This window comes from Sphingobacterium sp. JUb56 (assembly GCF_014191365.1).
GTDB classification, from domain to species: Bacteria; Bacteroidota; Bacteroidia; order Sphingobacteriales; family Sphingobacteriaceae; genus Sphingobacterium; species Sphingobacterium anhuiense.
In genome coordinates, this window is the sequence record NZ_JACHWL010000001.1 from 3,470,782 (window position 1) to 3,497,076 (window position 26,295).

The window sequence follows — 26,295 nt, forward strand, 5'->3', positions numbered from 1 at the left end:
TGGAAATATATCGATAAAAGACTATGCATATGCTAATCACTTAACTTTTGCAAAAGTACCAAATTAAATACTACAAAAAGAAATTTTCATCTCCTATAAAGTTCACATATAACCATAAAACATTCATAAAATATTGTTTTACATCAAAAATCAATATTTTATTTTAAAAAAAAGACCTTCTTTAGTAACACAAATGAGAAATAGTCAAAAGAAAACAATAATTTTAGGCACTAAAAATCTTTAAATGCATGAAAAAACTCACGCTACTTTTGTTATTAGCAAGTTCAATGGCTTATGGTCAGCGCAACTTGAATATAGAAGAAACAGTCTTTGGACCTCGTACATATGCCCCGACTGCCCTTATTAGCAGCAATTGGATACCCAACAGCAATAACATTAGTTATTTGGATAAGGGATATCAAAATTTAGTTCAGAAAAGTGCTACGAACACAGGGTCTGAGGAAATAATACTGAGCAAAAATGACTTACAAAATGCTTTAAAAACAAGAATTCCGAATGAGCAGATTAATTTGCAGATCTTTCCTAGTGATTATAAATGGGAGGATGCAAATACGATCAGCTTTATACTCTATACGAAACAAGCTCATTATCATATCGCTGTTAACGTAAAGAATAAAGAAATAGTTCATCTGTTGGAAACAAAGTTGGAGGCAACAAATCAAGAATATACAACAGATTACAGTAAAGTAGCTTTTTTAATTGGTAATAATATACAAATTAAAGACAATACTGGGCAATTAACTGTTGTTACTGCAGATACAGTAGACGGTATTCTTAGTGGAAGTGACTATACGCATAGACAAGAATTTGGTATCAAAAAAGGTATGTGGTGGAACCCGCAAAATGACAAATTATTGTACTACCGCAAAGACGAGACGATGGTTACTAAGTACCCGCTTATCCAATGGGACACGCGTGTAGCTTCAGTCAAAGATATTCGCTACCCGATGGCGGGTATGAAAAGTGAAGAAGTTACCTTGGTCATTTATGATACGAAAACAAAACAAAAAATTACCCTTGCGACGGGAGAACCAAAAGAACAGTTTTTAACAGCGGTAACATGGGATCCTTCTGGACAATCAGTTTATGTTGGGGTATTAAATCGTGAACAAAATCATCTAAAACTTAACCAATATAATGCACAAGATGGTCGTCTAATCAAAACATTATTTGAAGAAACAGCTTCGACATGGGTAGAACCTCAAAATGATTTATTGTTTTTACCAAATAACCCAAAACAATTTCTATATCAATCAGACAGAGAAGGTTTCAATCAACTTTACCTGTATAATACTGATGGTAAATTGATCAAAAAATTAGGACATCAAAATCTTATTGTACAGCAGCTAGGCGACTTTTCGCCAAAAGGAGATTTAATTTATTATACAGGTGTCACTAATGATGGCTTAGATCGTCAGCTATTTTCAGTAGACCTTAAAACCGGTAAAACAATACAATTAACACAGGGTACAGGAACACACAATGCCAAATTAAACAGTGATGGCTCTTATATTTTAGACCAATTCAGTAATCTGACAACTCCAAATATTGTTCAGATAAAAGCTACAAAATCCGGTAAAACAGAAAAGATAGTGGAATCAACAAATCCGTTTTTAGGAAAGATCAATCCTCCTAAAATAGAATTTATCACGTTGACATCTGCAGATGGAGCAACACCTTTAACTGGCCGTATCATTTATCCAAGTGATTTTGACACAAATAAAAAATATCCCGTGATGTATTACCTTTATGGAGGATCTCATTCACAATTAGTAACCAATAAATGGTTAGGCGGTGCGGGTTATTTTGATATGTACATGGCGCAACAAGGTTACATTGTATTCACAATGGACAATAGAGGAACAGACGCTCGTGGAAGAGCATTTGCAACAGCAACACACCGTCAATTAGGACAAGCAGAGATGGCTGATCAAATGAAAGGTATCGAGTTTTTGAAATCCAAATCGTTTGTTGATCAAAACAAGATGGGTATATTCGGCTGGAGTTTCGGTGGATTTATGACAACATCATTTATGATACACCATAACGACATCTTTAAAGCAGCAGTAGCAGGTGGTCCAGTAATGGATTGGAAATACTATGAAGTCATGTACGGAGAACGTTATATGGATATGCCTCAAGAAAATCCAGAAGGCTATAAATTGACTACACTAATCGATAAAGCAGATCAGCTGAAGGGCGACTTATTAATCATTCACGGAGCTCAAGACCCTGTAGTGGTACAACAGCACAGTATGGAGTTTGTAGAAGCATGTATCAAAGCAGGAAAACAGGTTGATTATTTCCTATACCCTACTCATGAACATAATGTTTCTGGGAAAGATCGCATTCATATGTATGAAAAAATTGCCAGATACTTTGACCTGCATTTAAAGAAATAAATGATTTGAATAATTAAAAACAATAAAAAATCCCCTTGATCGCTCAAGGGGATTTTTTATTATATAATATCAATACTAGCGGGCAAGAAGTGCTTCAACTCCTAATCGATAGCTATCTAAACCAAAGCCACAAATGACTCCTACACAATTCTTTGACAAATACGAATGATGCCTAAATTCCTCCCGTGTATGAACATTTGAAATATGGACCTCTACAACCGGAGTATTAATAGCCGCAATAGCATCAGCAATTGCAACAGAAGTATGCGTATAAGCCCCTGCATTGAGTACAATACCGTCGTATTCAAAACCTACCTCATGCAATTTATCTATAATAAATCCTTCAGTATTACTTTGAAAATAACTCAACTCAACAGATTCATAGTTATTTTTTAAAGTTGAAAAATAACTATCAAAATCTTGTGCTCCATAAATTGATTTTTCTCTGACTCCTAATAAATTAAGATTAGGTCCATTGAGAATTAATATGTTTTTCATTAAAATAAATAGCTTCTTGAGCAACCAAGCTCGGTTTCTTTTAAACAATTTACAGACTAAAAATCACTATATAATGATCTAAAACTTGAACGAAGACCAATACTAAATACACCCGATTTATGCGTTAGCGGGGTCTCATATTGTATCTTTTGATAACGTTGCGAATAACCTAATTCGAATCTAAGATTATACTTAGGATTCAGAACATAAGCAGCTTTAGCATCTGCATAAACGACTTGACTTTTTATCCCTTGCCCAATATGATTACCATACATGTTAGCAAAAGTACGGTAAGACTGAAAAATATCACCTCCCATATTTGAACCATCCTCAAGATCTAACCCCTTTTCATTATAATTCAGCTGCGCAGAAAAATCAAATCTTTTCCATGCATAGTTAGCAATACCAACAACCTCTCTAAAATTAGCTCCCAAAGGATGCGCCAATGGCTCAGCATTATTACTGTAGTTTGAACCAGAATCAAAGTGGGCATAGGTATAAGGTCTGGCTGTGTTGTATTCAACTAAAAAGTTTAAGTTTTTTACATCAAATATGTCATATCCCCTTACACCAAACTGAGCTCCCCATTTATTATGCACATAACCTTTACCCGCAAAAAACTCCTTTGCCGTAAATTCACCTAATAGGAACTGGCCATAAGCTGTTATGTTCTTAAGAACTTTATACTTTGTATTCAAACCTAAAAACATCTTATCCGGAGATGTTGAATTATTAGATTCGACCGGACGTAAAAACATCACGGGGTTAATATAAGTAAAGTCAAAACCTCGAGTACCTGCGGCATCACGATTTGCCCAGGTGATGGCCTGGAAAAATCCAATCGAAAATCTATTCGTAGCATTGTAATCCACATACTGAAAAACACCCCACTTCTTACCGTCACCATATCGCTCAGTCTCACCTAAGGCATTAGAACGTTTATTGGTTGGATCATTCATATACGCCCAGACTGAAGTATACTGAACATTACCAATCGTACCTGTAAATTTTAAATGTGTATAATTAGAAGAAAAATCCGACAATAAAAGCGAACGGTATCCATCACCGATAAAATTCTTATCATAAGCTACAGTAGCCTGAAAATGCTTACTAAAATCATAAGTTAAACTAGCAGTTGCATTCATCCAGTCTTTCTTATTATTAGACTGATGTTTTGTATTCCCCTCTCCTGGTATAACTTTTCTATCATCGATATAATCCGACAAATATTCTGGAAAAACGGCCTGATTTTCCGTTGCACTGGTGTAAAATGTAAATTTATCTCCCACTGTGACTCCCGCTTGAAAACCTCTAGAGTTCATCCAAATACGGCGTTTATCTCCCATCATATCCTTCCCAATTATCATATCGGGCAATAAATCAGCATAAAAAGTATAATCATCTTTCTCTACCTCAATAAGATGTTCATTAAATATCTTACGCATAAACCAATTATCCGAAGCTACCGGCTGATTCGTTTTTATAGAATCAAACTTCGCCAATAATTCATCGGTAAATAGAAATGGTTTAGATGATGTATGTAAACGCGTATGTGGCGAATACAGTACATCGTTCATTTTTTGAGAAAGTTGATAGGAATAGGGTTGATTTTTAATTTGTGCGCTTAATTCGTTCTGATTTAGCATACCAAGTGCAAGCACTCCAGCAAATGCTAAAAATTTTAATGACACTTTTTCTTTCATGAGATTTTTTTATACAGTAAAATAGGACAGCAAAATCTATTCCTAAAAAACAAAATAACGCTTTTTTAAACTTATAAAGATTACTATTTACAAAAAAAACATGCTAAAACGTATTTGCTTTCCATTTTAACGATTTTTTATTACCTTGCAATACAGAGAAAACCAGTATGATAATAAATAACCTTTTTGAAATTTAACAATGAAACGCAGAACATTCATTCAAAATTCAGCCGTATTGGGTGCTGGATTATTTGCAAGCAAAGTATCTTTTGCTTCGAATCAGACTTCATTCCCAACAGTGCGTATTCCTGCAGATAAACGTCTATTTTCAAGTAAAGCTATTGAAAATGCAATTGTAACATTTGGTAAAGCAACAAGTAATAAAGAATTGGCTTGGTTATTTGGCAACTGTCTTCCAAATACCTTAGACACAACAGTATTCCCATATGTTGAAAATAATCGCAATTATACCTATGTAATTACGGGTGATATTGATGCGATGTGGTTAAGAGATAGTAGCGCTCAGGTATGGCCATACCTCGCATTTATGAAAGATGATAAAAGTTTGAAAAATCTGATTTCTGGATTAATACATAAACAGAGTAAATGCATCAACATAGATCCTTATGCTAATGCATTCTACAATGATCCTACAAAAAAAGGTGAATGGTTCAGTGACCATACAGACATGAAACCAGGGATTCACGAACGTAAATGGGAAATCGATTCGCTATGTTACCCCATCAGACTCGCCTATCACTACTGGAAAGAAACAAATGATGCAGGCCCTTTTAATGAAGAATGGGAAGCTGCACAGGAAAAAATCTATCAGACATTTATTGAGCAACAACGTAAAGAAAATCTAGGTCCATATAAATTTATGCGTACCACGCCAAGAGGATCAGACACCCTGCAGGTTGATGGTTATGGATATCCCGTTAAACCTGTTGGTTTGATTTGCTCCAGCTTTAGACCTTCAGATGATTCAACTGTTTTTTCTTTCTTGATTCCTTCTAATCTTTTTGCAGTAGTCAGCCTTAGACAATCTGCAGAAATCTTAAGAAAAGTCAAAAATAACAATACTTTAGCCACTAAAATGGAAGCACTAGCCAATGAAGTGGAAGCAGCTGTTCAAAAACATGGAATAATAGATCACCCACAATTTGGAAAAGTATATGCTTTTGAAGTTGATGGCTTCGGCTCATTCTTAATGATGGATGATGCAAACGTTCCAAGTTTACTTTCATTACCATATTTGGATGCAGTAAAAGTAGAAGACCCCGTATATCAACGTACACGTCAATATATCCTATCAGAAAACAATCCGTTTTTCTTTAAAGGTACTGCTGGAGAAGGTATCGGTGGACCACATATTGGTCGCGATTTCATTTGGCCAATGTCTATCATGATGCGTGCCTTTACATCAAATAATGATAAAGAGGTAATCGAATGTGTTAAAATGTTGATTGCTACACATGGAGATACAGGTTTTATGCACGAATCCTTTCATAAAGACGATCCAAAAAACTTTACCAGAAAATGGTTTGCATGGCAAAATACTTTATTTGGAGAATTAATATGGAAAATTTATAAAGAAAAACCATCTTTGCTTAAACAAATATAGTTTACCCTATAGTAATAAAAGTGCTATAAGGTAATACTTATAGCACTTTTTTATGGAGCAAGAAAAAAAACAAATTGGTCCAATAGGGATATTTGATTCTGGATATGGTGGTTTATCCGTATTTAAAGAGATCAAAAAACAATTGCCTCAATACGATTACATCTACCTAGGCGATAATGCTCGCATTCCTTATGGAACCCGTTCATTCGAAACCGTCTATGAATTTACAAAACAATGTGTATTTAAGTTATTTGATTTAGGATGTAATCTTGTTATTCTAGCTTGTAACACAGCCTCTGCCAAAGCATTACGTTCAATCCAACAAAATGACCTTCCTCCTGGAAAAAAAGTACTGGGTGTCATTCGTCCAACAACTGAAATTGTAAAAGAATTCACAAAAACAAATCAGGTGGGCATACTAGCAACAACAGGGACAGTGAAATCGGAATCCTACAAAATTGAAATCAACAAATTTTATCCCGAAATAAAAGTATTTCAACACGATTGTCCTTTTTGGGTACCTTTAGTTGAAAATAATGAAATCAATACAGAAGGAGCAAAATATTTCGTTGAAAAAGATATTGAAAAACTTTTAAAACAATCGCCTGATATTGATACCATCATATTGGCCTGTACACATTATCCCTTATTACTACCCGTAATTAAGCAATTTGTACCCAGCCATATCAATATCATTTCACAGGGACCACTCGTCGCTAAAAGCTTAGAAAAATATTTGGACCTGCACCATGATATTGAATACAAAAGTTCTAAAAATGGAAGCATGCAATTTTATACAACCGATGATCCACTTGATTTTGAATCAAAAGCAGAAATATTTTTCGGTCAAAAAATTAAAGCTACACACATTAAAGTCACATAAAAAAGGCCTCATCTACTAAAAGATGAGGCCTTTCCATTTTATCGATGTAATTTAGATCTTAATCAGCCAATACCTCTTTTTTAACATAACTATCATTATGAACCGCAGCAACAGCTCTGCCCGATGGATCATTTAAGTTTTGAAATGACGCATCCCATAATAAAGCTTCAGGAGTACTGCAAGCAACAGACTTAACAGAGGGCACTGTTTTAGCAGCCGCTTCTGAAGGGAAATGTGATTCAAAGATCGTACGGTATAAAAACTCTTCCTTATTTTTAGGAGGATTGATAGGAAATCTTTCCGCCGCACCTGCAAATACGGCATCACTTACTTTACTTTCAGCCTGTTCTTTTAAAGTATCGATCCAACTATAACCTACACCATCAGAAAATTGCTCTTTTTGTCTCCAGGCAATACTTTCTGGTAAATAATCTTCAAATGCTTTACGTAACACCCACTTTTCCATTTTACCATCCTTAATCATTTTATCCTTTGGGTTGATCGTCATGGCAACATCCATGAATTCCTTATCTAAAAATGGAACACGTCCCTCCACACCCCATGCCGCTAAAGATTTATTAGCACGCAAACAGTCATATAAATACAATTTCTTCAATTTACGAACTGTCTCTTCGTGAAATTCTTTAGCATTCGGTGCTTTATGAAAGTACAAATATCCTCCAAATAACTCATCAGAACCTTCTCCTGAAAGAACCATTTTTATCCCCATAGATTTGATCACACGTGATAATAAATACATCGGTGTAGAAGCTCTTATCGTAGTAACATCATAAGTTTCTAAATGGTAAATAACATCGCGGATAGCATCGAGCCCTTCCTGAATAGTAAAGTTAATCTCGTGATGGATAGTGCCAATATGGTCTGCAGCTTTTTGTGCAGCAATTAAATCTGGAGCACCTTTTAATCCAACAGCAAAAGAATGCAATTGTGGATACCACGCCTCTTCTTCATCACCAGATTCTATACGTTTGGAAGCAAATTTTTTTGTTACAGCAGCAATTACTGATGAATCTAAACCTCCGGATAATAAGACACCATAAGGGACATCAGACATCAATTGACGGTGAACAGCAGCTTCTAAAGCTTCACGCAATTTAGCTATATCTGTTTCAGCATCCTTAACTGCGTCATATGATTCCCATTGTCTTGAATACCAACGCTTAGGCTCTTTACTTTCAATGCTATAAATATAATGTCCCGGAGGAAATTGATCCATAGTAGTGCAAAATCCTTCTAAGGACTTCAATTCCGAAGCAACAAAAAATTGTCCCTTATCATCCATACCATAGTATAAAGGTATAATACCCATATGGTCACGAGCGACAAAAAATGAATCATTGCGAGCGTCATAAAGAGCAAAACCAAAAATTCCGTTTAAATCTTCTATAAATTGAGGTCCTTTCTCTAAATATAAAGCGAGTACAACCTCAGAGTCAGATTGTGTAGCAAAATCATAATTTGGCAGACTATCGCGCAATTCCTGATGATTGTAAATTTCGCCATTAACAGCTAAGACAACTTGCCCGTCTGGACTATATAAAGGTTGACTACCCGATTTTGGATCTACAATAGCTAGTCGCTCATGCGCAAGTATAGCCAGATCTGAACTATAAATACCTGACCAATCTGGTCCACGATGACGTATACGCTTAGACATTTCTAAAACTTGAGGTCTGATTAATGTGACAGATTCCTTTAAATCAAATGCTCCGATGATACCACACATATTATTGTTTTTTTATTGTTTCTTTCTTTTGATTGAATTATTGACACAAATTAAAGCAATAAATAATTAAATTCATAATGTTTTTTAAATTTTATTAAAAATTTAACATTAAACAACTAAGTTCTTTACCATTTATACATTAAAATGACTCAATCAGTACCAAATAAAAAATAAAGAACCCTCTAATAATCAACAATAAAACATGCATTACTAAATATACTTGTTTCATTTTCTAACCAGATTTGGCATTTTTTGCATAAATTCATACTAGAAAAAAAATATAAATCACCCATTATGAAAGCTTTACTTCATCATTATGAAAATCTAGCAATTAAACAAAGTGACCTAAATAAAATAATGACCGGACATGAGCTTCTTCATTTTTCTAAAAATGATTTTTTACTCCGCAAAGACGAAAAGGCACATGAATACTATATTTTGGAAAGTGGCCTCATAAGGTCATTTATTCATGATTATAATGGAAATGAAATTACAACTGATTTCTTTGGTGATCATGATGTAGTTATCGAAGTCACTTCACTTTTTCTTCAATTTCCTTCTCCCGAAAATCTTCAATGTTTAACTGACTGTAGCGTTTGGAAAATTGATTTTAATACCTTTCAATCTTTGTATCATACCATTCCAGCTTTTAATGAATGGGGACGATCATGGATGACCTATGCTTTACACATTAACAAAAAACGTTTTATAGATATGGTTTCACTTTCTGCTACCGAACGCTATCATAATTTAATCAGTACCAAACCCCAAATAATTAAGCAAGCAGCTTTAAAATATATAGCTTCATACCTAGGCATAACAGACACATCGTTAAGTCGAATCCGAAAAGAAATATAATTTATCCGAGCAGTAAAATTACTTGTCCTATGCGAAGTCGATTGATTAGGGTTTACTTTACTTTTGAGTAAGATAAATAAAGCAACAGATCGTCAAGACTTTAAAACAGTTCTTTTATATTCTGGTTTATGAATAGAAACAAAACTTAAATAATAAAAATATTTTTTACCAATTTATTTACTGACATACAGTTGTCAAATCAACAACTAACTTTGATATAACTTAAATATAAAAAAGAAAATTATGGCTATTTTACATGCTTACTTAAACTTTAACGGTAATTGCGAAGAAGCTTTCAAATTTTACCAATCTGTTTTTAATACAGAATCACTAGGTATATACCGCTTCAAGGATATGCCAGCCGATCCAAATTATCCACTACCTGCTGATGCAGGAGATAAAATAATGCATACAGCAATTAAAATCAATGATTCTGTCATGCTAATGGGATCCGATTGTATCGAAGGTTTCGGACATAAAGCAACTTCTGGAACAAATGCTTATTTAATGTTGGATACAAAAACAGCTGATGAAGCAAAAGACTTATATGCAAAACTCACTGCAGAAGCACAAAATATCGAAATGCCATTAGGAGAACAATTCTGGGCTGAGCTATATTCATCATTCCAAGATAAATATGGTATTTCGTGGATGATTCATTTTGAAGGGAATAAAAAAATGCAATAATGAAAAATGCAGTTGTATACTTTGAGATTCAAGCAACTGATCCTAAAAACCTTGCTTCATTCTATCAACAACTTTTTGGTTGGACATTTATTAAAGAAGAAAACCTTCCAATTGAATACTATCGAATAGAAACAGCAGGTATAATGGGTGGATTATTAAAACGTCCAGCAGAAGTTCCTCCGTCAAATTGTGGCACTAATGCATTTACATGTTCAATGGAAGTTGACGATTTTGATCAGACATCAGCAAATATTTTACATAATGGCGGAAAGATTGCCTTACCTAAGTTTGCAGTAATAGGAAAATGTTATCAAGGATATTTTACTGATCCGGACAACAATATCTTTGGGATATTTGAAGTGGACATCAACGCTCATTAAACGTATACTAAAGGGATTAATAACTTATTTATTAATCCCTTTAGTATATTTTATAAAAATATCTTCCCCCTATTTGCTATCCGTTTCACAAGATCAAGTTTATAAAGGCTCCGAATTTCTTTACCATCACTTTGTATAGGAATATTGAAAATTGTAATTTTTCAATATTGTTTTACAAAGATTTATACGTTCTTTGCAAATTCAAAAAAAGAATTTGTGTTAAAAAAATATCTACCCTACTTTTTACTCACTGGTAAAATAATCTTTACAGCTTGTATTTTATTTATTGCACTCATTTTTACTATTCCTTTATTATTTCAGGAACAAGTAAATACAAAAATTAAAGAGGTTATTAATGATCAGATTGATGGCGAGTTAAATTACAGTAAAATTCATTTATCTTTCTTCGACCACTTCCCTGCATTAACAGCTTCCCTTCATGACCTTTCCCTAAAAGGATCTGCTCCATTTAAAGATGTTGAGCTATTAAAAGCAAAACAGGTAAGTCTTGGAGTCGATATTCTAAGCCTTTTAAAGTCAAAAATTGTCGTTGAACAATTCTATATCGATCATGGCAAAATCCATGTTAAAGTAAATAAAGATGGTGAGTCTAATTATAATATCGTTAAAAAAAAGAATGATAAAATAACAAATACTGATGAAACAAGTACCGCAATTGACTTAGCCTTTAAAAGCATTTTACTTCAAAAAGTAGATGTGTATTACGAGGATTTATCAGTTCCAATCATCCTAGAAGCTAAAAAAATGGATTATGAAGGTCATGGTGATCTCATGTCTTCACTTTTTGATTTAGATAGCAAAGTAGACATACAATCATTAAGCCTAACTTTCGACGGAGAAAAATATGTAGATGATAAAATGATACATGCCAGTCTCATGACTAAAGTAAACACCAATACATTGGCTTTTATATTTGAAAGGAATGACATTCGGATCAATAAACTTCCTGTTAAATTTAAAGGTGAATTTGGTTTCTTAACAAATGGCTATCATCTGGATTTTAAATTAAAATCCAGTAAAAGCACTTTATCTGAATTACTATCTTTAGTTCCGACCTCCTACTCGAAATGGTTGGCCGAAACAAAAATAAAAGGTAACTCAGAACTATTCATAGATCTCGTAGGGGAATACATTGTGGAAGAACATAAAATGCCAGATCTTACCGTGGGTTTAAATATTACAGATGGATACTTTTCCAATAAGACGGCTAAAATCCCAATAGAAGATCTACAGACAAAACTTAAGATTAACCTTCCTCAATTAAAGCCAGATTCTCTTTTAATTGAATTAAAACAATTTGAATTTAAGGTTGCTTCCGGATATTTCAACAGCAAAGGAATAGTTAAAGGACTAAATCCTTTATATGTAAATACTGAATTTAAAAGTAATCTAGACTTAAGTGCTGTCAGTAATGCACTAGCTTTGCCCACCTTAAGCTTTAGAGGAAATTGGATGTTAGCTGGTTTTATTAATGGAACCTACGCAACGGCTATTAAAACCTCAGGATTAAGAAATAAAATAGATACTACCATTGCATCTATACCTAATTTTGATATTCACAATACGTTACGCAAAGGGTATTTCAAACTCGCAAATTTACCTTCAGCTATCGAAAAAATTGAGTATGATTTAAAAGCAAAATGTAATGATGCAAAAATCACCAATGCTCAAATTGCATTAGATCATATTGACATTAAAGCACTGAACAATTACATAAAAGGATTTATACATATCAACGATTTGCTAAAATTAGATGTCAAATCAAATATGCAGGCTGATATTCAATTGGCCGATATTAAAAAAGTATATCCAGTCGATAGCCTTGAAATATCGGGAAAAATCTTTGTCAATATGGTAGCTGATGGTAAAATGGATCTAAAAAAAGGTACTTTTCCACAAACAAATACAACAGTTACTTTAAAAAACGGATTTCTAAAAACACTAAATTATCCCCTTCCAATTGAGGAGATAAATATTGAAACCTTTATATCCAGTGAAAAAGGTTCTTTAAAAGATTTAAAAGTTAAAGTTTTACCGATATCTTTCAATTTAGCTGGCGAATCTTTCTTTTTGCAAGCAGATTTGCAAAACTTTAAAAATATCCGCTATGCAATTAAGTCTCAAGGGAAGCTTAATTTAGAACCCCTATATAAAATATTTGCCATAGAGGGGATAAACGTCAATGGTTATATTAGAACCGATCTGGATCTCGCCGGATTACAAAGCGATGCTACAAGTGGGCAATACCATAAATTAAAGAACCATGGAACATTAGACATCGGGCAAATACAAGTACAATCTGAATTATTTCCTAAACCCTTTAATATTAAAAAAGGACATTTCACTTTTGCCAAAGAGAAGTTAGTTTTTAGCGATGTCGCATCTTCATATGGACATAACAAATTAAATATTACAGGATACTTAGATAATCTTATCCAATACTTCACAAACACAACACAGACATTAAAAGGTAATTTTCAATTAAGCAGCCCCATTATTAATGTAAATGATTTTACATTTTTTGCTGAAACTGAAAACAGTAGCCCAACAAGTACTAATTCAGGCGTAATTTTACTACCAAAAAATCTAGATATCTCAGTTAATGGCATCGTAAATAAAATGAAATATGATCAGCTTACATTAAATCAACTAACGAGCAAAGTATCAATTCAAAATGGAAACCTTTCATTCTCAAATACAGGATTTGAACTTTCAGGATTAAAAGTGGCTATGAATGGTCAATATAAAGCATTGAACAGCAATAAAGCTCGATTTGATTACCTCGTAAAAGCTGATAGTTTTGACATCCAGCGTGCTTATCATGAAATCCCTATGTTTAAAGAAATGGTTTCTTCTGCGAAAAATGCCCATGGACTGGTATCGCTTGAGTATCAATTATCAGGACTTCTAGATAACAACATGAATCCAATAATGCCTTCAATAAAAGGAAGTGGTTCCTTGACCCTTGAACAGATCCAATTCATGGGGTTTAAACTATTGAACAACATTTCAAAAGAAACTTCAAAAGAAAGTCTAGCTGATGGATCGGTCAAAAAAGTAAAGATCAATACATCCATAGCCAATAATGTAATGACTATTGCACGTACTAAAATGAAAATGGGATTTTTCAGACCTCGTTTTGAAGGACAGGTCACACTGGATGGTAAGATGAATCTTGGATTCCGATTAGGGCTCCCTCCTTTTGGTATTTTTGGAGTTCCAATGCGAATAACTGGTAGTGCACAAAACCCAATAATAAAATTAGGGAAATATAAAGAAGATGATCTGGATACAGATATGGACAATGATGATAAAAAATTATATCGAGAATCATTGATGCAAGATTCAATCACAATATCCAACAAATAGACGATAAAATAAAAAAAGGTATCCAAAATCACAATAGATACTTAAAGAATATTAAAATTAAAAAGGCGAAGGATTGTTTTTATCAAATAATCCTTCGCCTTTTTAATCCATTCAAATTTTAAAAGTCATGAATAATAGATTATCTTTCGATGGATTTAGTTACTTTTTCCAATATTTCAAAAGCCACTTCAGCCATTTTATTCCCTTGGTGATCCAATAACGGATTTACTTCTACCACCTCAAAGCAAACAACCTTCTTAGAGCTTAATATACCTTCAAGCAATTCTATAACTTCAGAAGCATAAAAACCTTTAGGTACAGGCGTACCAGTTCCATCAGAAATTAACTCGCTATCCATGCTATCAACATCAAAAGAAACATAAATCAGATCACAACCGGCGAGTTTCTTCATCACCTCACGTATACAGCCCTTTACAGAAAACTGACGAACCTCGTCGACAATATAATTCTTAATTTCTAAATCATTGATTAATATATCCTCAGGAGGTTCAGTATCACGTACACCAAAATAAATCAAATCCTGAGCCTGAAATTTCCCTAAATGTCCACCAATACCCTTTAACTTCTGCCAATATTTTTTCGTCTCCTCATCAGGCCGATTAACTGTGCACAATAAATTATCTACGCCTAATGTAGCTGCCAAAGGCATACCATGTAAATTACCAGAAGGAGTGGTGTAAGGAGAATGGATATCGGCATGAGCATCAATCCAAATTACCCCTAATGATTGATCGGGGTAAACAGATTTTATTCCAGAAATAGTTCCAATAGCAGATGAATGGTCCCCTGAAAAAACTAAAGGAAAGAAACCTTCTCTTAATGTCCTTTCAACGACAAGTGCAACCTCACGGCATTGCTCGTAGACTTCTTTAATTCTTTTAGCATAGGGATGGAAGGACGGGTCGTAAACTGCATCATTGCGAGTTTCCACATCAATATGAGGATAATTATGAAAGTATTGGCTTCCCTTATTAATCGCAGCAACCTCAATAGCATCAATTCCTAAATCGGAACCTCTTGTTCCAGCCCCTATATCAGATCTATTTTTGATAATTTTTATGGATCTTTTCATACATAAAATCTAAAACTAGGCATACAATTAAAAATAAAAACCACGAAACATAATATGAATACTTAATATTCACTCATTGGGTTATAATTGTTTATATAAAGATAATTATTTCAAGTTAATAATACCGTCTAATACTAGGATAAGAATCAAAAACAAAACGGACTTAGAAATATTTCTCTAAGCCCGTTTTTATAAAAAATAAAAAGAATTTAAAATCTTAATGTATTCAGATTTTTATCAACTAAAAACCCTTGAACAGCTTTCAATGTATATTTTAAATCTTTTTTTGCTCTAAGTTTCAAAACAAATAGATCTTCATTTCCATTTAAAGCTTTTTGATCGCCAATATTTACAAAAGTAGGATATAATACTTTTTCACCACTAGTATGAAGTCGGTCATTGGTCAGGTTATCCATCCCTTTAACAGCTAACGCCTGAACTGAAATAAATTCGTAATCTTGCGACTGATATGGTAATCCAAAACTGATGGCATTAACAGATTTAAGATCCTTACCTTTAACCATAATTTCAATGATCTCATCCTTCTTATAACTTGCTTTCGGAATCGATAGGCTGATTTCACCTGCAACTTTTTCGACTTTAGGATCTTTGATACCACCATCTAATTGAGTTGCTACAACTGAAATATCATAAGCATCAATTAAATCATTTTTATTAATATCACCGTTACTAACATAGCCTTCAAAATCAGCATCACCCCTTTTCAAACCAGTATAATTTGTATAAGAAGTCAAATCATTTCGATCTATCAAACGATCGTTGTTGATATCACCAGGAATGTAACTCTCTGTACCAGGAACTTTAAAAACATACATTTCACGACCTGAACCAAATCCGCCGACTCCTTCAGTAATTGCTAACTTAACATAACGAGCTGTAGGCTGATTAGCAAAATTGAAGATCTTCAGTTCATCATTATTAGCCCAGTTAAATGCACCTGCTTCTGTCCAGCTATCTTTATCTGCGCTATAATAAACTTTACCTTTCAGCACAATACCGTTACCACGACCTGTACGAGGTAAATAGTGAATCTTATCCAATTGATTAACAGACTTTAGATCTAAAATCATATCAAATGGTAATGCATTTTTACCCCATGCAGTATGCCACATATTACCTTCGTCAAAGTCAAACAATTTATCAACTCCTGATCCATCTTGATTCTCAGCTGTTGTTTCGCCTTTAATATCATGAATAGCAAACTCCAGTGGATTTGACTTCGTCACGGACTTAACTTCAACCCAATCAGAAAAACCACTCTTATTGACAGCTCTTAACTTAAAAGTATACGCCGTTTCTGGACTTAACCCATCAAAGAGCAATTCATTCTCCTTGATCGTCGAATAAAGCATATCTTTAAATTCGATCTCATAATAATCAGCATGGTCTACCTTGCTCCATGTCGGCTTCAATGTATATGCAGCTTTATTATCTTCACTAACAATAGCATTTTGAGGCGCAATCAATGCACCCGAAGAAATGCGGAAACGATCCTGTGGATTAAATTCAAATCCCTCCAGCAGTAAGCTTACATTATTTGCTGTAATATCTGTAGAGGCCAATTTAATATGTACAACAGGATTTTTAGTAATAATCTGCTTCTCAAATTCACTACCTTTAGTTGCAAACTTATTCATGTTAGGCGCAGCATCATAAAAATAAACATTTTCTTGATTAGCCAATTCTCCTAAAGAATTTACTTCAACCAATTTAACCTTGCGTTTTCCAATCAGTCCAGTCAGTTTTTTAGGTTTTGAAGTAACGTTTATTCTAAATTCTGTTTGCTTATTTTTCACGAAACCATCAAAATCACCAATTGTAGAATTCACCGTAACAGCTAACCGATTTTTTCCGTCTAAAGATGATTCAATTAAGGTAGAAGATCCTTTACCTAATTTATAAGCTTCAGAAACCCCATCATCATCATACTCCGTAAAAGACGTTTTTCCTTCTGGATAGATTTCATAAATACGAAGTCCTTTATTTATTTCATGAACGTTATTGTTTGGATTTGCCATGGGAATAATGGAACCATTTTTTACAAATACGGGCAATTTCCAGATCGGCGAATCAAAATTATTGAGAATAACATTTCCAGTAAATTTATCACCTGTAAAATAATCTACCCAAGTACCCTCTGGTAAATAAATGCCATTACGCACATCATTACCTTTATCATCAGATTTCGTAGCCTGATAAATAGGAGCTACTAAAAAGGAAGGACCGTATAAATATTGATACTGTGTAGATGTTCCTTGTGTATAAGCATTTGGGTACTCTAAGAACAGTGCTCTGATCATCGGTAAACCATCTACTGCTTCTTTAGCAATACTATAAGCATAAGGAATAAGCTCTGATTTTAATTTCAGATAATTACGATTAATTGAGGTAACAGGCTCACCCAGTGCATGTGGATATTTTTCATTCGAACCCCACCCGTCCATATTCAACTCCATTGGAGTAAAAGTTTTCCATTGAAAATCACGAATATTGACCGCATTATTTTTACCTCCAAAAATACCATCCATATCGGATGTAATATTAGGCTGGCCAGATAAACCTGCACCTAAATATGTCGGAATATGGAATCTGATATATTCCCAGACACCACCAGTTTGATCGCCAGACCAAATGCCGGCATAACGTTGCGTACCTGCCCATCCGTCTAATGAAATAGTGAACGGTCGAGCTTCATTTCCATAATAAGGAATAATATGACCAACATCCGCCACACCATTCAATCCAAAAGAATAACCAGCACCTACCCAGGCAACATCCGTTTTCAGAACACGAACTCCAGCATCTCTCACTTCTTTTACGATATCACGTTGCAATAATGCACTGATCTCAGATTTTGGATGTAAATCAGACTGTGTCCACAATCCAATTTCAACCCCATTCTTACGTGCGTAATCACCAAGACTTTTTAAATTAGCAATATTACCATCTAAAGTTTCTGTCTGTCCGTAACCCGCTCCATAACCATCATTAGGCAACAACCAGCCAAAAGGCATATCATGCTTCCTATAACGATCAATAACAGCACGCGCCGAGAATTGGTAATTATTCAATTCTCCATTTAAAGACTCCTTTATACCGCCATTATCTTTTTGACCTTCTTTATAGCGCTTCCCATCTTCAAACAAGATGCCCTTTTCATCCTCTTTCCAAAAATCTCGGTTGTAAGCATTCAGATGACCTTGATAAAAACCAAACTTCGGAAGTAAAATAGGATTTCCTGTTAATTGATAGAAATCATTCAACAAAGGAACAGCGCCATCATTTACCATGAAGAAGACATCAAGATAGTCGCTGTCATGTGTCAATTGAACTTGTCCTTTTTCTTTTGAACCAAAATCATACTTACCGGGCTTGAAAGTATACCACATAAAACCATATCCTCCGGATGACCAGTAATAAGGAGTAGGCGAAGCAACACCACCGTCGGTCCAGCTATTTTGATTTTCAATAGAGATTACTTTTCCTTTATGAGAAAAACGACCATTCTGAACACCTCCTCCATAAAAATACTCCTCCGGTTTTTCCTGAAGACTTAAAGTTACCTTTCCCTTTTCAAATTGAATAGGTTTTGTAAAAACAATAGACTTGTCTTTATTTTTTTGATTAACAACAGTCAATAAATTAGTTGACTTATCAATAACAACAGAAATTTCATCTGTAGCAATAGTTATCTGATTATTTGAATCGTTAAGATTTAAAAGATGAACAGGCTTTCTGGGATTTGAAACTAATATCGAAGCTGCAGGTTTGGCTTCTGGATCACGAATGATACCTCCGGTATTATCCTGAAACAAACGAAAAATATGTCCTCCGTAAAAATCAAATGTTAATCGTTGATTATCGGAAAATAAAACCTCTATTGTCGTCGCATTTATTTTTTTTGCGCTCACAATAGTTAACGTTGGATTAATTTGCTTCTGCAAAGCCTCTCCCTTGAAATTGGCCTGCGTAGGAGCAATACTAACCATTAAAGGAAATGCCAAAGCAAACATCACCTTTCTGTGTTGTTTATACATTATGTTACAATTTTGTGTTTTCTTATTTTATTTATAGCTGTTTAGACGTTAAATAATAATTTGTTTTAAAACTGTATTTATAGGTCCGTAAATGTAGGAAAGAGATTTGAAAATAAAAGATTGTATCTATTAAAATACATTATTCTTCAATTTAAATTAAAGTGCATATCAATTTGTAACTCCTTCAATCAAATTCTACTTATCAGAAACAGCTATATAGCATTAGCATTTAGATGAAATAACAAAAGGTCAGAACTAAGTTATTATTCTGACCTTTTGCTATTATTATATAAGTTCAACTATTTATTTGAAGGGGCAATACTGTAAAACTTCAGTTCCTCTTTTTTGAACCGATTATTCAATTCAATCAAGACATCATTTTTAAAACCACCACTATTACCCGAATTATCAATCCAGCAACTAATACTAAGGTAAATCATTTCTTCACTTATATCTTGAACGCTAATGCCAATACCCAATTCAGGTTTACTAAAAGTACTATGCTCAACAGCCTCTGTAATCCATGATTTTAAAGTATCAAGTTCAGCTGTACGATCCACCTGAATAACAAAACTTGTTTTTGCATCATCATTAGATAAAGTCCAATTGACCACACGTCCAGATAATAAATCACCATTTGGGATAATAACCTCGGCCCCATCTCCAGTATTTAAGATGCTCGCGCGAATACCAATCTCTTTTACCCTACCCTTTTTATCAGCCAACTCAATGCGATCTCCAACGCGAAAAGGTTTATCAAAAGCTAAAATAATACCCGAAACAAAATTATTAATGATATTCTGCATTCCTAAACCTATACCAACACTTAAGGCTCCAACGATTACCGTCAACTTATCAAGACTAACACCTAAAGCAGAAATAGCTATAAAAAAACCTATAACAATTATAATCAACCTAAATAAGGGAAAAAGGGTCATTTTCTGATCGTAATCAGTACTCAACGTTCCATTTTCACCACCGATCAACAATAAATTCAAATTCTTTTGAAACCAATTAGCAGCAGCCAATATAATTACCGCTAACAATAAATTACCAAAATTAAAATTAATTCCACCGAGCTGATGATTACTGCTCAAAAATTTAGACACCGAAGATGCTAAAGAAGCAGCAAACTGAAGGTTATTCGCCAGCACAATAATGGCTAGTAGAAGACAAACAAATTTTAAAGCATCCCCTGTAGCCTTCAAAGCACGTTCTTCATTAAATCGCAACCAAAATCCTCTCTTCACACGATTTCTTGAAAACTGATTTCTAACATCCTCTTTTATCATCTGCGTGAAAAAAGTCAAGGTAAAAGATTGTGCAAGACCAACCGCACCAGCAATACTAAAACTACGAGAGTGATCAACATAGCCTAAAATATTCAGAATAATTGCACCAATATTTAAAACGGCAAATATGATAAAAACTGGAAGTTGAATATAGCCCGCGGCAGTAGGATCGTTAATATTCTTTTTTAGATAAAACCCTATTCCTAAAGCCACTATATTAAATAAAATACAAACAATCCGCATAATAAGGTCTTCGCTCACAACAGAATTGACAAAGACATCGCATATATAAAAAAGAAGTAAAAATCCTACAATTTTACCATGTTTTACAGTAAATTTCTTTCTTAACAAAAGACCAAATATGGCCATAATTAGCAATTGCATCCCTTGAATAACCAAAGTTGGAGTAACAATGGAAACAATAGGTAATAACGTCAGAAATAGAACAAATGCTTTTCCAACAGGAACCCAATAATTAAAAGATGATTTCGTAGCAGATAGGCTATTGTTATGCTTATTTAATACATAAGCTGTCGAAACAATCCAATAGAGATAAGCAAATACCAAAATAATCAATAACACCCGACTCGTCCACTCAGTCTTATTCACATAAGTATCTAGCGATTTACTCTTTCTGTAATTATCTTTTAAATTATTTAAAATTTTCTCTTTTGTAACTGCGGCACCTCCAGCTTTCCATAATGAACTTTTTACAGCTGAGGTATCCGACTTCCCTGCATTAGTTTGCTTAGAGACAGTTTCCTTCACATGATGGGATAAACCATAATAAGCCTTCAAATTATCATTGGTAATACTTACAGACACTTGTAAAGAATCAATTTTACGTTGCACATCTTGTTCTGATGTAGTCAAATAAGTGCTTAACCGCTCATTAGTTTCACTTTGACTATACTTTGATCGAAACCCTTTTAGTTGACTTAAAGTCAAATTAAGACTACGGTTGTAACTTTCTAAACTACTGTGAAATGCATTTAAATCAGCGATTTGAGTGCGAACATAATGCGTCCATGAAGTCACAGAATCTGGAGGAAGCGTTCCAGAAAAATTATTCACCTTCTCAATAAATTCAGTCCGTATATCACGCTTATGTATAGCCTCACTTTCCAATGCGTATGCACGAATATTTGCAATGTATTTTACATTGATCTTTGATAGATCAGCCCGCAGACTATCAACAGTACTATTCGACTGCAAACTAGCGACAGTATCTACAAAATTGCGTCGCATCCTATTTTCTCTACGATTTTCCTTATTACGAGAAGCTTTAACAATGTATTCGCTCTTCCTTGCGCTAATCGTATCAACAGCGATCTGAGCGAAACTTTTATCACTAAAGCAGAGCAATAAAAACAAAATCAATATATAACTAGATGGTTTCATTTAATATTCTTTAAATTAAAAACAAAGGATACTCAAGATGAATGTGTGCAATCAAATTCAAGTTCAACAAAAATAACTAAATATCTACGATTATAAGGAACTAGCAGAACCTTCAGACATCCTTAATCTGAAATAAAAGTTCCAACATTTTTATTTAGAGCTCGAATCGAAATAAATTCCTAAATTCATGTTATGTAGATTACTTTATCAAATTAAAATAAAGGCATTTCCAGAACAGATCTGACAATTGTATCTAGTAATAGGTGTATTACACAAATTGGTCACAGGCTTTTCCTAAAACTTGCGACCATAAAAAACTAAAAAGAAGCCAGAAAATAAGATTTAACTGTTGAACCCAGCGTAGATAGAATGTATATGCTTTTAAAGAATGCTTTCCATAAACGAATAGTTAATTTTTCATTATCGCATGTCTATCGATATACTTAAACCATATAACAGGAATGAATAAGGCATTTCTTACCGCTTTGATAGATCTAAAAAATTAACATAACAAAGTTAGTTTTTCAATTTCTTGAATTTCAAAAAAACAGCACCAACTTAATAAACATCAAAATCAAAGTATGTTTTTTGGTAAGGTTCATGAATTAGAGTAAAATGCCACCATTCTTTAGCATAGCCTTTAAAACCATGTTTCATCATGATGCTTTTCAACATTATTCTATTCTTTTTCTGCGTCGCATTAATTTCCTCAGTATCAAAATGGGATATTGGTCCAAAAAAATCAAAAGGACTTCCCATATCCAATTCCTTATGATCAATAAGAGTGACTATCGTTAGATCGATCGTACTACCTCGACTATGCCCCGATTTACTTGCGATATAACCTAATTTAAATAAATTTCTTTTATCTAGATTCGGATAGAATTCTCTTTTTGATAAAGTGTCATTAATTTGTAGAGCCCATCTTTTAAAATGCTGAACCGCTTTTTGTGGACGATAAGCATCAAAAACTTTCAATGACATTCCCTGTGCATTTAATTCCTTCTCCACTTTTTTCAAAGCATTTGTCGCTGCAGTACTCCATATAAGGACAGGCGATTTATAACCGTCGATTTTCTTACCAACAAAATTATGTGAACTATAATAACGTAGATCAACATTTATTCCAGGTATGATATCTTTAACATAACTAAAACCTTTCGGTAATTTTTGCTGAGCAAAAATGGTGGTTTGACTAAAAATAAAGATAAAGAAAAGATAGCGATGCATTTTCATTGATAAGTTGTATGCTTGAAGTTAATAAAAATATAGGATACTACTTGAACAACCTGTCGAAATAAAAGAGAATAAAAAAAGCCAGTACTTATGTACTGGCTTGGGGTAAATGATGGGGCTCGAACCCACGACCCTCGGTACCACAAACCGATGCTCTAACCAACTGAGCTACATCTACCGTGTTTGTTGCTACAAAAGTAGAACAATTATTGGTATTTAGAAACTGTTTTTAATCTTTTTTTACAATAAATTTTTACTTCGTTCATAATTAAGAATTTAATTTTCACAAATATCGACTTCAGCCCTATTCATCAAGCATATCGGCAATAAATACAAAATATAAAACCGCACTTGTTAAATAAAAAACAAACAAATTCGCTTTAGAAATTACGTGTGGACAAAAAAACGTAACGCAAAAATATCTACTCTTTGCTAAAACATATTTTTTGTAATCACCATTTCCTATATTTGACTTTTATCAAATTCAATCAATGGCACTTTGATAAAGATGATCGTACTCTGTCTTGTACTTCTGCAAAATCACTTTACGTTTCAGCTTTAATGTAGGAGTAAGTTCTCCCCCTTCAATTGTAAATTCATCTGCAATGATTATAGGTTTTTTGATCTGCTCCCAATTACCAAAATGTTGGTTAGCCATACGCACTTCTTGATTTATTTTTTTAATAACCTGATCTTGCTTCAGAAAATCTGCCTTAGATAATTTTAGAAGATTAGGATTTTCAGATTTGGCCCAGTCAATTAAATGTCCATAATCAGGAACTATAAAAGCAGAAGCAAATTTCATCCCATCACCAACCACCATCGCCTGTTCAATAAACTTAGACTCTACTAATTTTTTTTCAATAGGCTGAGGAGTCACATATTTGCCTCCTGAGATCTTAAATAATTCTTTTTTTCGATCAATAATTTTTAAAAATAGACCGTCCTCCCAAACTCCGATATCACCTGTATGCAACCACCCATCAATAATCGTCTTACTCGTTTCTTCCGAATTTTTATAGTATCCCATCATGATATTTGGCCCCTTCACTAAAACCTCACCATCACTGGCCAATTTTATCTGAACATCCTTTACCGCAAGTCCAACAGTACCTACACGAGTGCCTCTTAAATAATGATTAACAGATATAAGTGGAGATGCTTCAGTCATCCCATATCCCTCATAAATAGGAATACCTGCAGCTAAAAAAACACGTGTCAACTTACTTTGCAAAGAAGCACTGCCAGAAGCAACTGTCTGTAAAGAACCTCCAAGTCCCTCATACCATTTATTTAATACCAGTTTCCTAGCTAGGTTTAATTTAACATCATATGCAAAACTTCTTTTTTGAGGATCGGGATCATAATTTTCCCCTACCGATACAGCCCAATCAAATATTTTACGTTTAAGACCATGCAGGTCATGTCCCTTCTTAATGATCTTTTCATATACTTTTTCCAAAATGCGAGGGACAGCAGTCATTATGTTAGGTTTTACCTCTATTAGATTTTGACCGATCTTATCAAAAGACTCTGCAATGTAAACGGTTATACCGATATAAAAATAAGTGTATATAACCATCCTTTCATAAGCATGACAAGGAGGTAAAAATGTTAGTCCGCGATCATAAGCCTTACATGGGGTAATCTCTCGGGCCGATCGAACATTTGCTATGATATTATCATGTGACAACATCACACCTTTAGGCTTTCCTGTAGTTCCTGAAGTATAAATCAAAGTTGCAAGATCATCAGATTTTACTGCATTTTTCAGTTTTTGAAGATGCCCATCCTCAATATGACTTCCTATTTGAACAATCTCTTTCCAATTCCGTACCTCATCATGCGAACTCATACAGAAAATATACTTGAGCGTATAGATGGAATTTTTAATATTAACAATTCTTTGATAAAGACTCCTTGTACTAACTATAGCAACCCGAATCTCGGCATCATTAAAAATATATTGATAATCAGCATCCGTAATATTTGGATAAATAGCAACAACTACAGCTCCAATTTGTTGAATTGCAAAATCAACAATATGCCACTGCACACTACTTTCGGCGATTAAACCAACTTTTTCATTAGGCTTGACCCCCAATTCTATTAATCCTTTTGATAGCGCATTAACCTGACCAATAAACTCATCAGTCTTTAGATCAGTCCAGTCTCCATTTATTTTACTGGAGAACATGGCTAGACCGGGATATAATCCTAACTGCCGTTCAGCTAAATCAAATATTCTTAATTTTTCTTCCATTTCAATCCTTAAAAAAATCCACCTTGAGAGTAAGGTCATCTCTTAAACAAAATGCTAAGAGAATAAGTTTACAAAACTAACCAATTGTCAATAGAAAATAATTCAAAATATGAGTCCCAATAAAAGAATCCAAATATTTAAGATCAATTGAATTTATTCTGTAAACAAAAAAGGCCTTGAGTTATTTCCCAAAGCCCTTTTTGAAGGTTATAAATATTTATTTTTTAGACCAACTTTTAAAAAACTGCATGACCTTATTTTTGTCATAGCCTTTACCAGATTCTAAACTACCACTTTCCTGAATTTTAAGGACTTCACCTGTACTATTCATGACAATAAAAAAAGGATATCCTAATTTTAACGAATCAGGTACATACTTTTTAAATATGGCCTCATTTTTATTCTCTTTGGAATAATTAAGATGGTAGTATAGATAGTTATGACGGAGATAATCATTAATCTCAGCAGTTTTATGAATATAATCATTAAATCTCAAACACCAAATACACCAATTACCTCCCGCTTGAATAATAATATTTTTATCCTCTTTATTAGCCTGAGCTATTAGTTTATCTAAATCCTCTTGTGCATTAGCTTCAGGATGATAAGGATATGATAAAGTATCTTTTTCTCCTACAGGCTTCGTTTGTGCAATAATCTGCTGAAAAGTAAAAAAAACAAAGCATAACGTGAAAACTCTTATAATCTTGCGCATACAATTCTATTCAAATGTAAAATCAAATTTAAGGAAAGTAAAGC

16 protein-coding genes and 1 tRNA gene are annotated in these 26,295 nt (G+C 33.8%); 7 read left to right on the plus strand and 10 right to left on the minus strand.

The genetic code is table 11. The annotated features are described in order from the left end of the window. The first annotated feature begins 248 nt into the window (after window positions 1-248). Complete coding sequence (locus FHR29_RS14875; protein WP_031288146.1) at window positions 249-2,423, plus strand: DPP IV N-terminal domain-containing protein; 2,175 nt, start codon at window positions 249-251, stop codon at window positions 2,421-2,423. Between the two features lie 75 nt (window positions 2,424-2,498). Here the strand turns inward: FHR29_RS14875 and aroQ are convergent, their stop codons facing one another. Next, window positions 2,499-2,921, minus strand: coding sequence for a type II 3-dehydroquinate dehydratase (aroQ, locus tag FHR29_RS14880; protein WP_021189767.1), 423 nt, complete (start codon window positions 2,919-2,921; stop codon window positions 2,499-2,501). Between the two features lie 56 nt (window positions 2,922-2,977). Further along, on the minus strand, window positions 2,978-4,624 hold the full coding sequence (locus tag FHR29_RS14885) for a gliding motility protein RemB (RefSeq protein ID WP_183915556.1): 1,647 nt from the start codon (window positions 4,622-4,624) through the stop codon (window positions 2,978-2,980). 199 nt (window positions 4,625-4,823) lie between these two features. Here FHR29_RS14885 and FHR29_RS14890 point away from each other — a divergent pair, with 199 nt between their 5' ends. After that, the gene (locus FHR29_RS14890; RefSeq protein WP_132771980.1) at window positions 4,824-6,248 is read left to right on the plus strand and encodes a glycoside hydrolase family 125 protein; all 1,425 of its coding nucleotides are present in this window, start codon (window positions 4,824-4,826) and stop codon (window positions 6,246-6,248) included. Between the two features lie 52 nt (window positions 6,249-6,300). Then, a complete protein-coding gene (murI, locus tag FHR29_RS14895; protein ID WP_132771981.1) occupies window positions 6,301-7,131 on the plus strand; it encodes a glutamate racemase in 831 nt (276 codons plus the stop codon). A 58-nt stretch (window positions 7,132-7,189) separates the two neighbouring features. On the opposite strand, the gene asnB is transcribed toward murI, so the two are convergent. Next, the gene (gene asnB / locus FHR29_RS14900; protein WP_183915558.1) at window positions 7,190-8,878 is read right to left on the minus strand and encodes an asparagine synthase B; all 1,689 of its coding nucleotides are present in this window, start codon (window positions 8,876-8,878) and stop codon (window positions 7,190-7,192) included. Between the two features lie 294 nt (window positions 8,879-9,172). Here asnB and FHR29_RS14905 point away from each other — a divergent pair, with 294 nt between their 5' ends. The 4 genes from FHR29_RS14905 (at window position 9,173) to FHR29_RS14920 (ending at window position 14,193) form a co-directional block, all read left to right on the plus strand. After that, entirely contained in the window at window positions 9,173-9,736 is a 564-nt protein-coding gene (locus FHR29_RS14905; protein WP_132771982.1) for a Crp/Fnr family transcriptional regulator, read from the plus strand. Window positions 9,737-9,979: 243 nt separating this feature from the next. Continuing rightward, window positions 9,980-10,423: a VOC family protein gene (locus FHR29_RS14910; RefSeq protein ID WP_021189762.1), complete on the plus strand. Its 444-nt coding sequence runs from the start codon at window positions 9,980-9,982 to the stop codon at window positions 10,421-10,423. Continuing rightward, window positions 10,423-10,803 (plus strand): VOC family protein, encoded by a 381-nt coding sequence (locus FHR29_RS14915; protein ID WP_021189761.1) that lies wholly within the window; start codon window positions 10,423-10,425, stop codon window positions 10,801-10,803. Before FHR29_RS14910 ends, FHR29_RS14915 begins: the two co-directional genes overlap by 1 nt. A gap of 216 nt (window positions 10,804-11,019) precedes the next feature. After that, window positions 11,020-14,193: an AsmA-like C-terminal region-containing protein gene (locus FHR29_RS14920; protein WP_183915561.1), complete on the plus strand. Its 3,174-nt coding sequence runs from the start codon at window positions 11,020-11,022 to the stop codon at window positions 14,191-14,193. 139 nt (window positions 14,194-14,332) lie between these two features. On the opposite strand, the gene FHR29_RS14925 is transcribed toward FHR29_RS14920, so the two are convergent. The 7 genes from FHR29_RS14925 to FHR29_RS14955 form a co-directional block, all read right to left on the minus strand. Next, window positions 14,333-15,286 (minus strand): arginase, encoded by a 954-nt coding sequence (locus FHR29_RS14925; RefSeq protein ID WP_183915563.1) that lies wholly within the window; start codon window positions 15,284-15,286, stop codon window positions 14,333-14,335. Between the two features lie 209 nt (window positions 15,287-15,495). After that, window positions 15,496-19,344 (minus strand): TIM-barrel domain-containing protein, encoded by a 3,849-nt coding sequence (locus FHR29_RS14930; protein WP_183915565.1) that lies wholly within the window; start codon window positions 19,342-19,344, stop codon window positions 15,496-15,498. A gap of 299 nt (window positions 19,345-19,643) precedes the next feature. Then, on the minus strand, window positions 19,644-22,037 hold the full coding sequence (locus FHR29_RS14935) for a mechanosensitive ion channel family protein (RefSeq protein ID WP_183915567.1): 2,394 nt from the start codon (window positions 22,035-22,037) through the stop codon (window positions 19,644-19,646). A 558-nt stretch (window positions 22,038-22,595) separates the two neighbouring features. Next, window positions 22,596-23,273 carry a M15 family metallopeptidase gene (locus FHR29_RS14940; RefSeq protein ID WP_206368645.1) on the minus strand — a complete coding sequence of 226 codons (678 nt, stop codon included), beginning with the start codon at window positions 23,271-23,273 and terminating at the stop codon, window positions 22,596-22,598. Between the two features lie 101 nt (window positions 23,274-23,374). Further along, window positions 23,375-23,451 (minus strand) — tRNA-His (locus tag FHR29_RS14945). A gap of 306 nt (window positions 23,452-23,757) precedes the next feature. After that, complete coding sequence (locus FHR29_RS14950) at window positions 23,758-25,536, minus strand: long-chain fatty acid--CoA ligase (protein WP_132771988.1); 1,779 nt, start codon at window positions 25,534-25,536, stop codon at window positions 23,758-23,760. A 217-nt stretch (window positions 25,537-25,753) separates the two neighbouring features. Continuing rightward, entirely contained in the window at window positions 25,754-26,251 is a 498-nt protein-coding gene (locus FHR29_RS14955) for a thioredoxin family protein (RefSeq protein ID WP_132771989.1), read from the minus strand. Window positions 26,252-26,295: the final 44 nt, after the last annotated feature.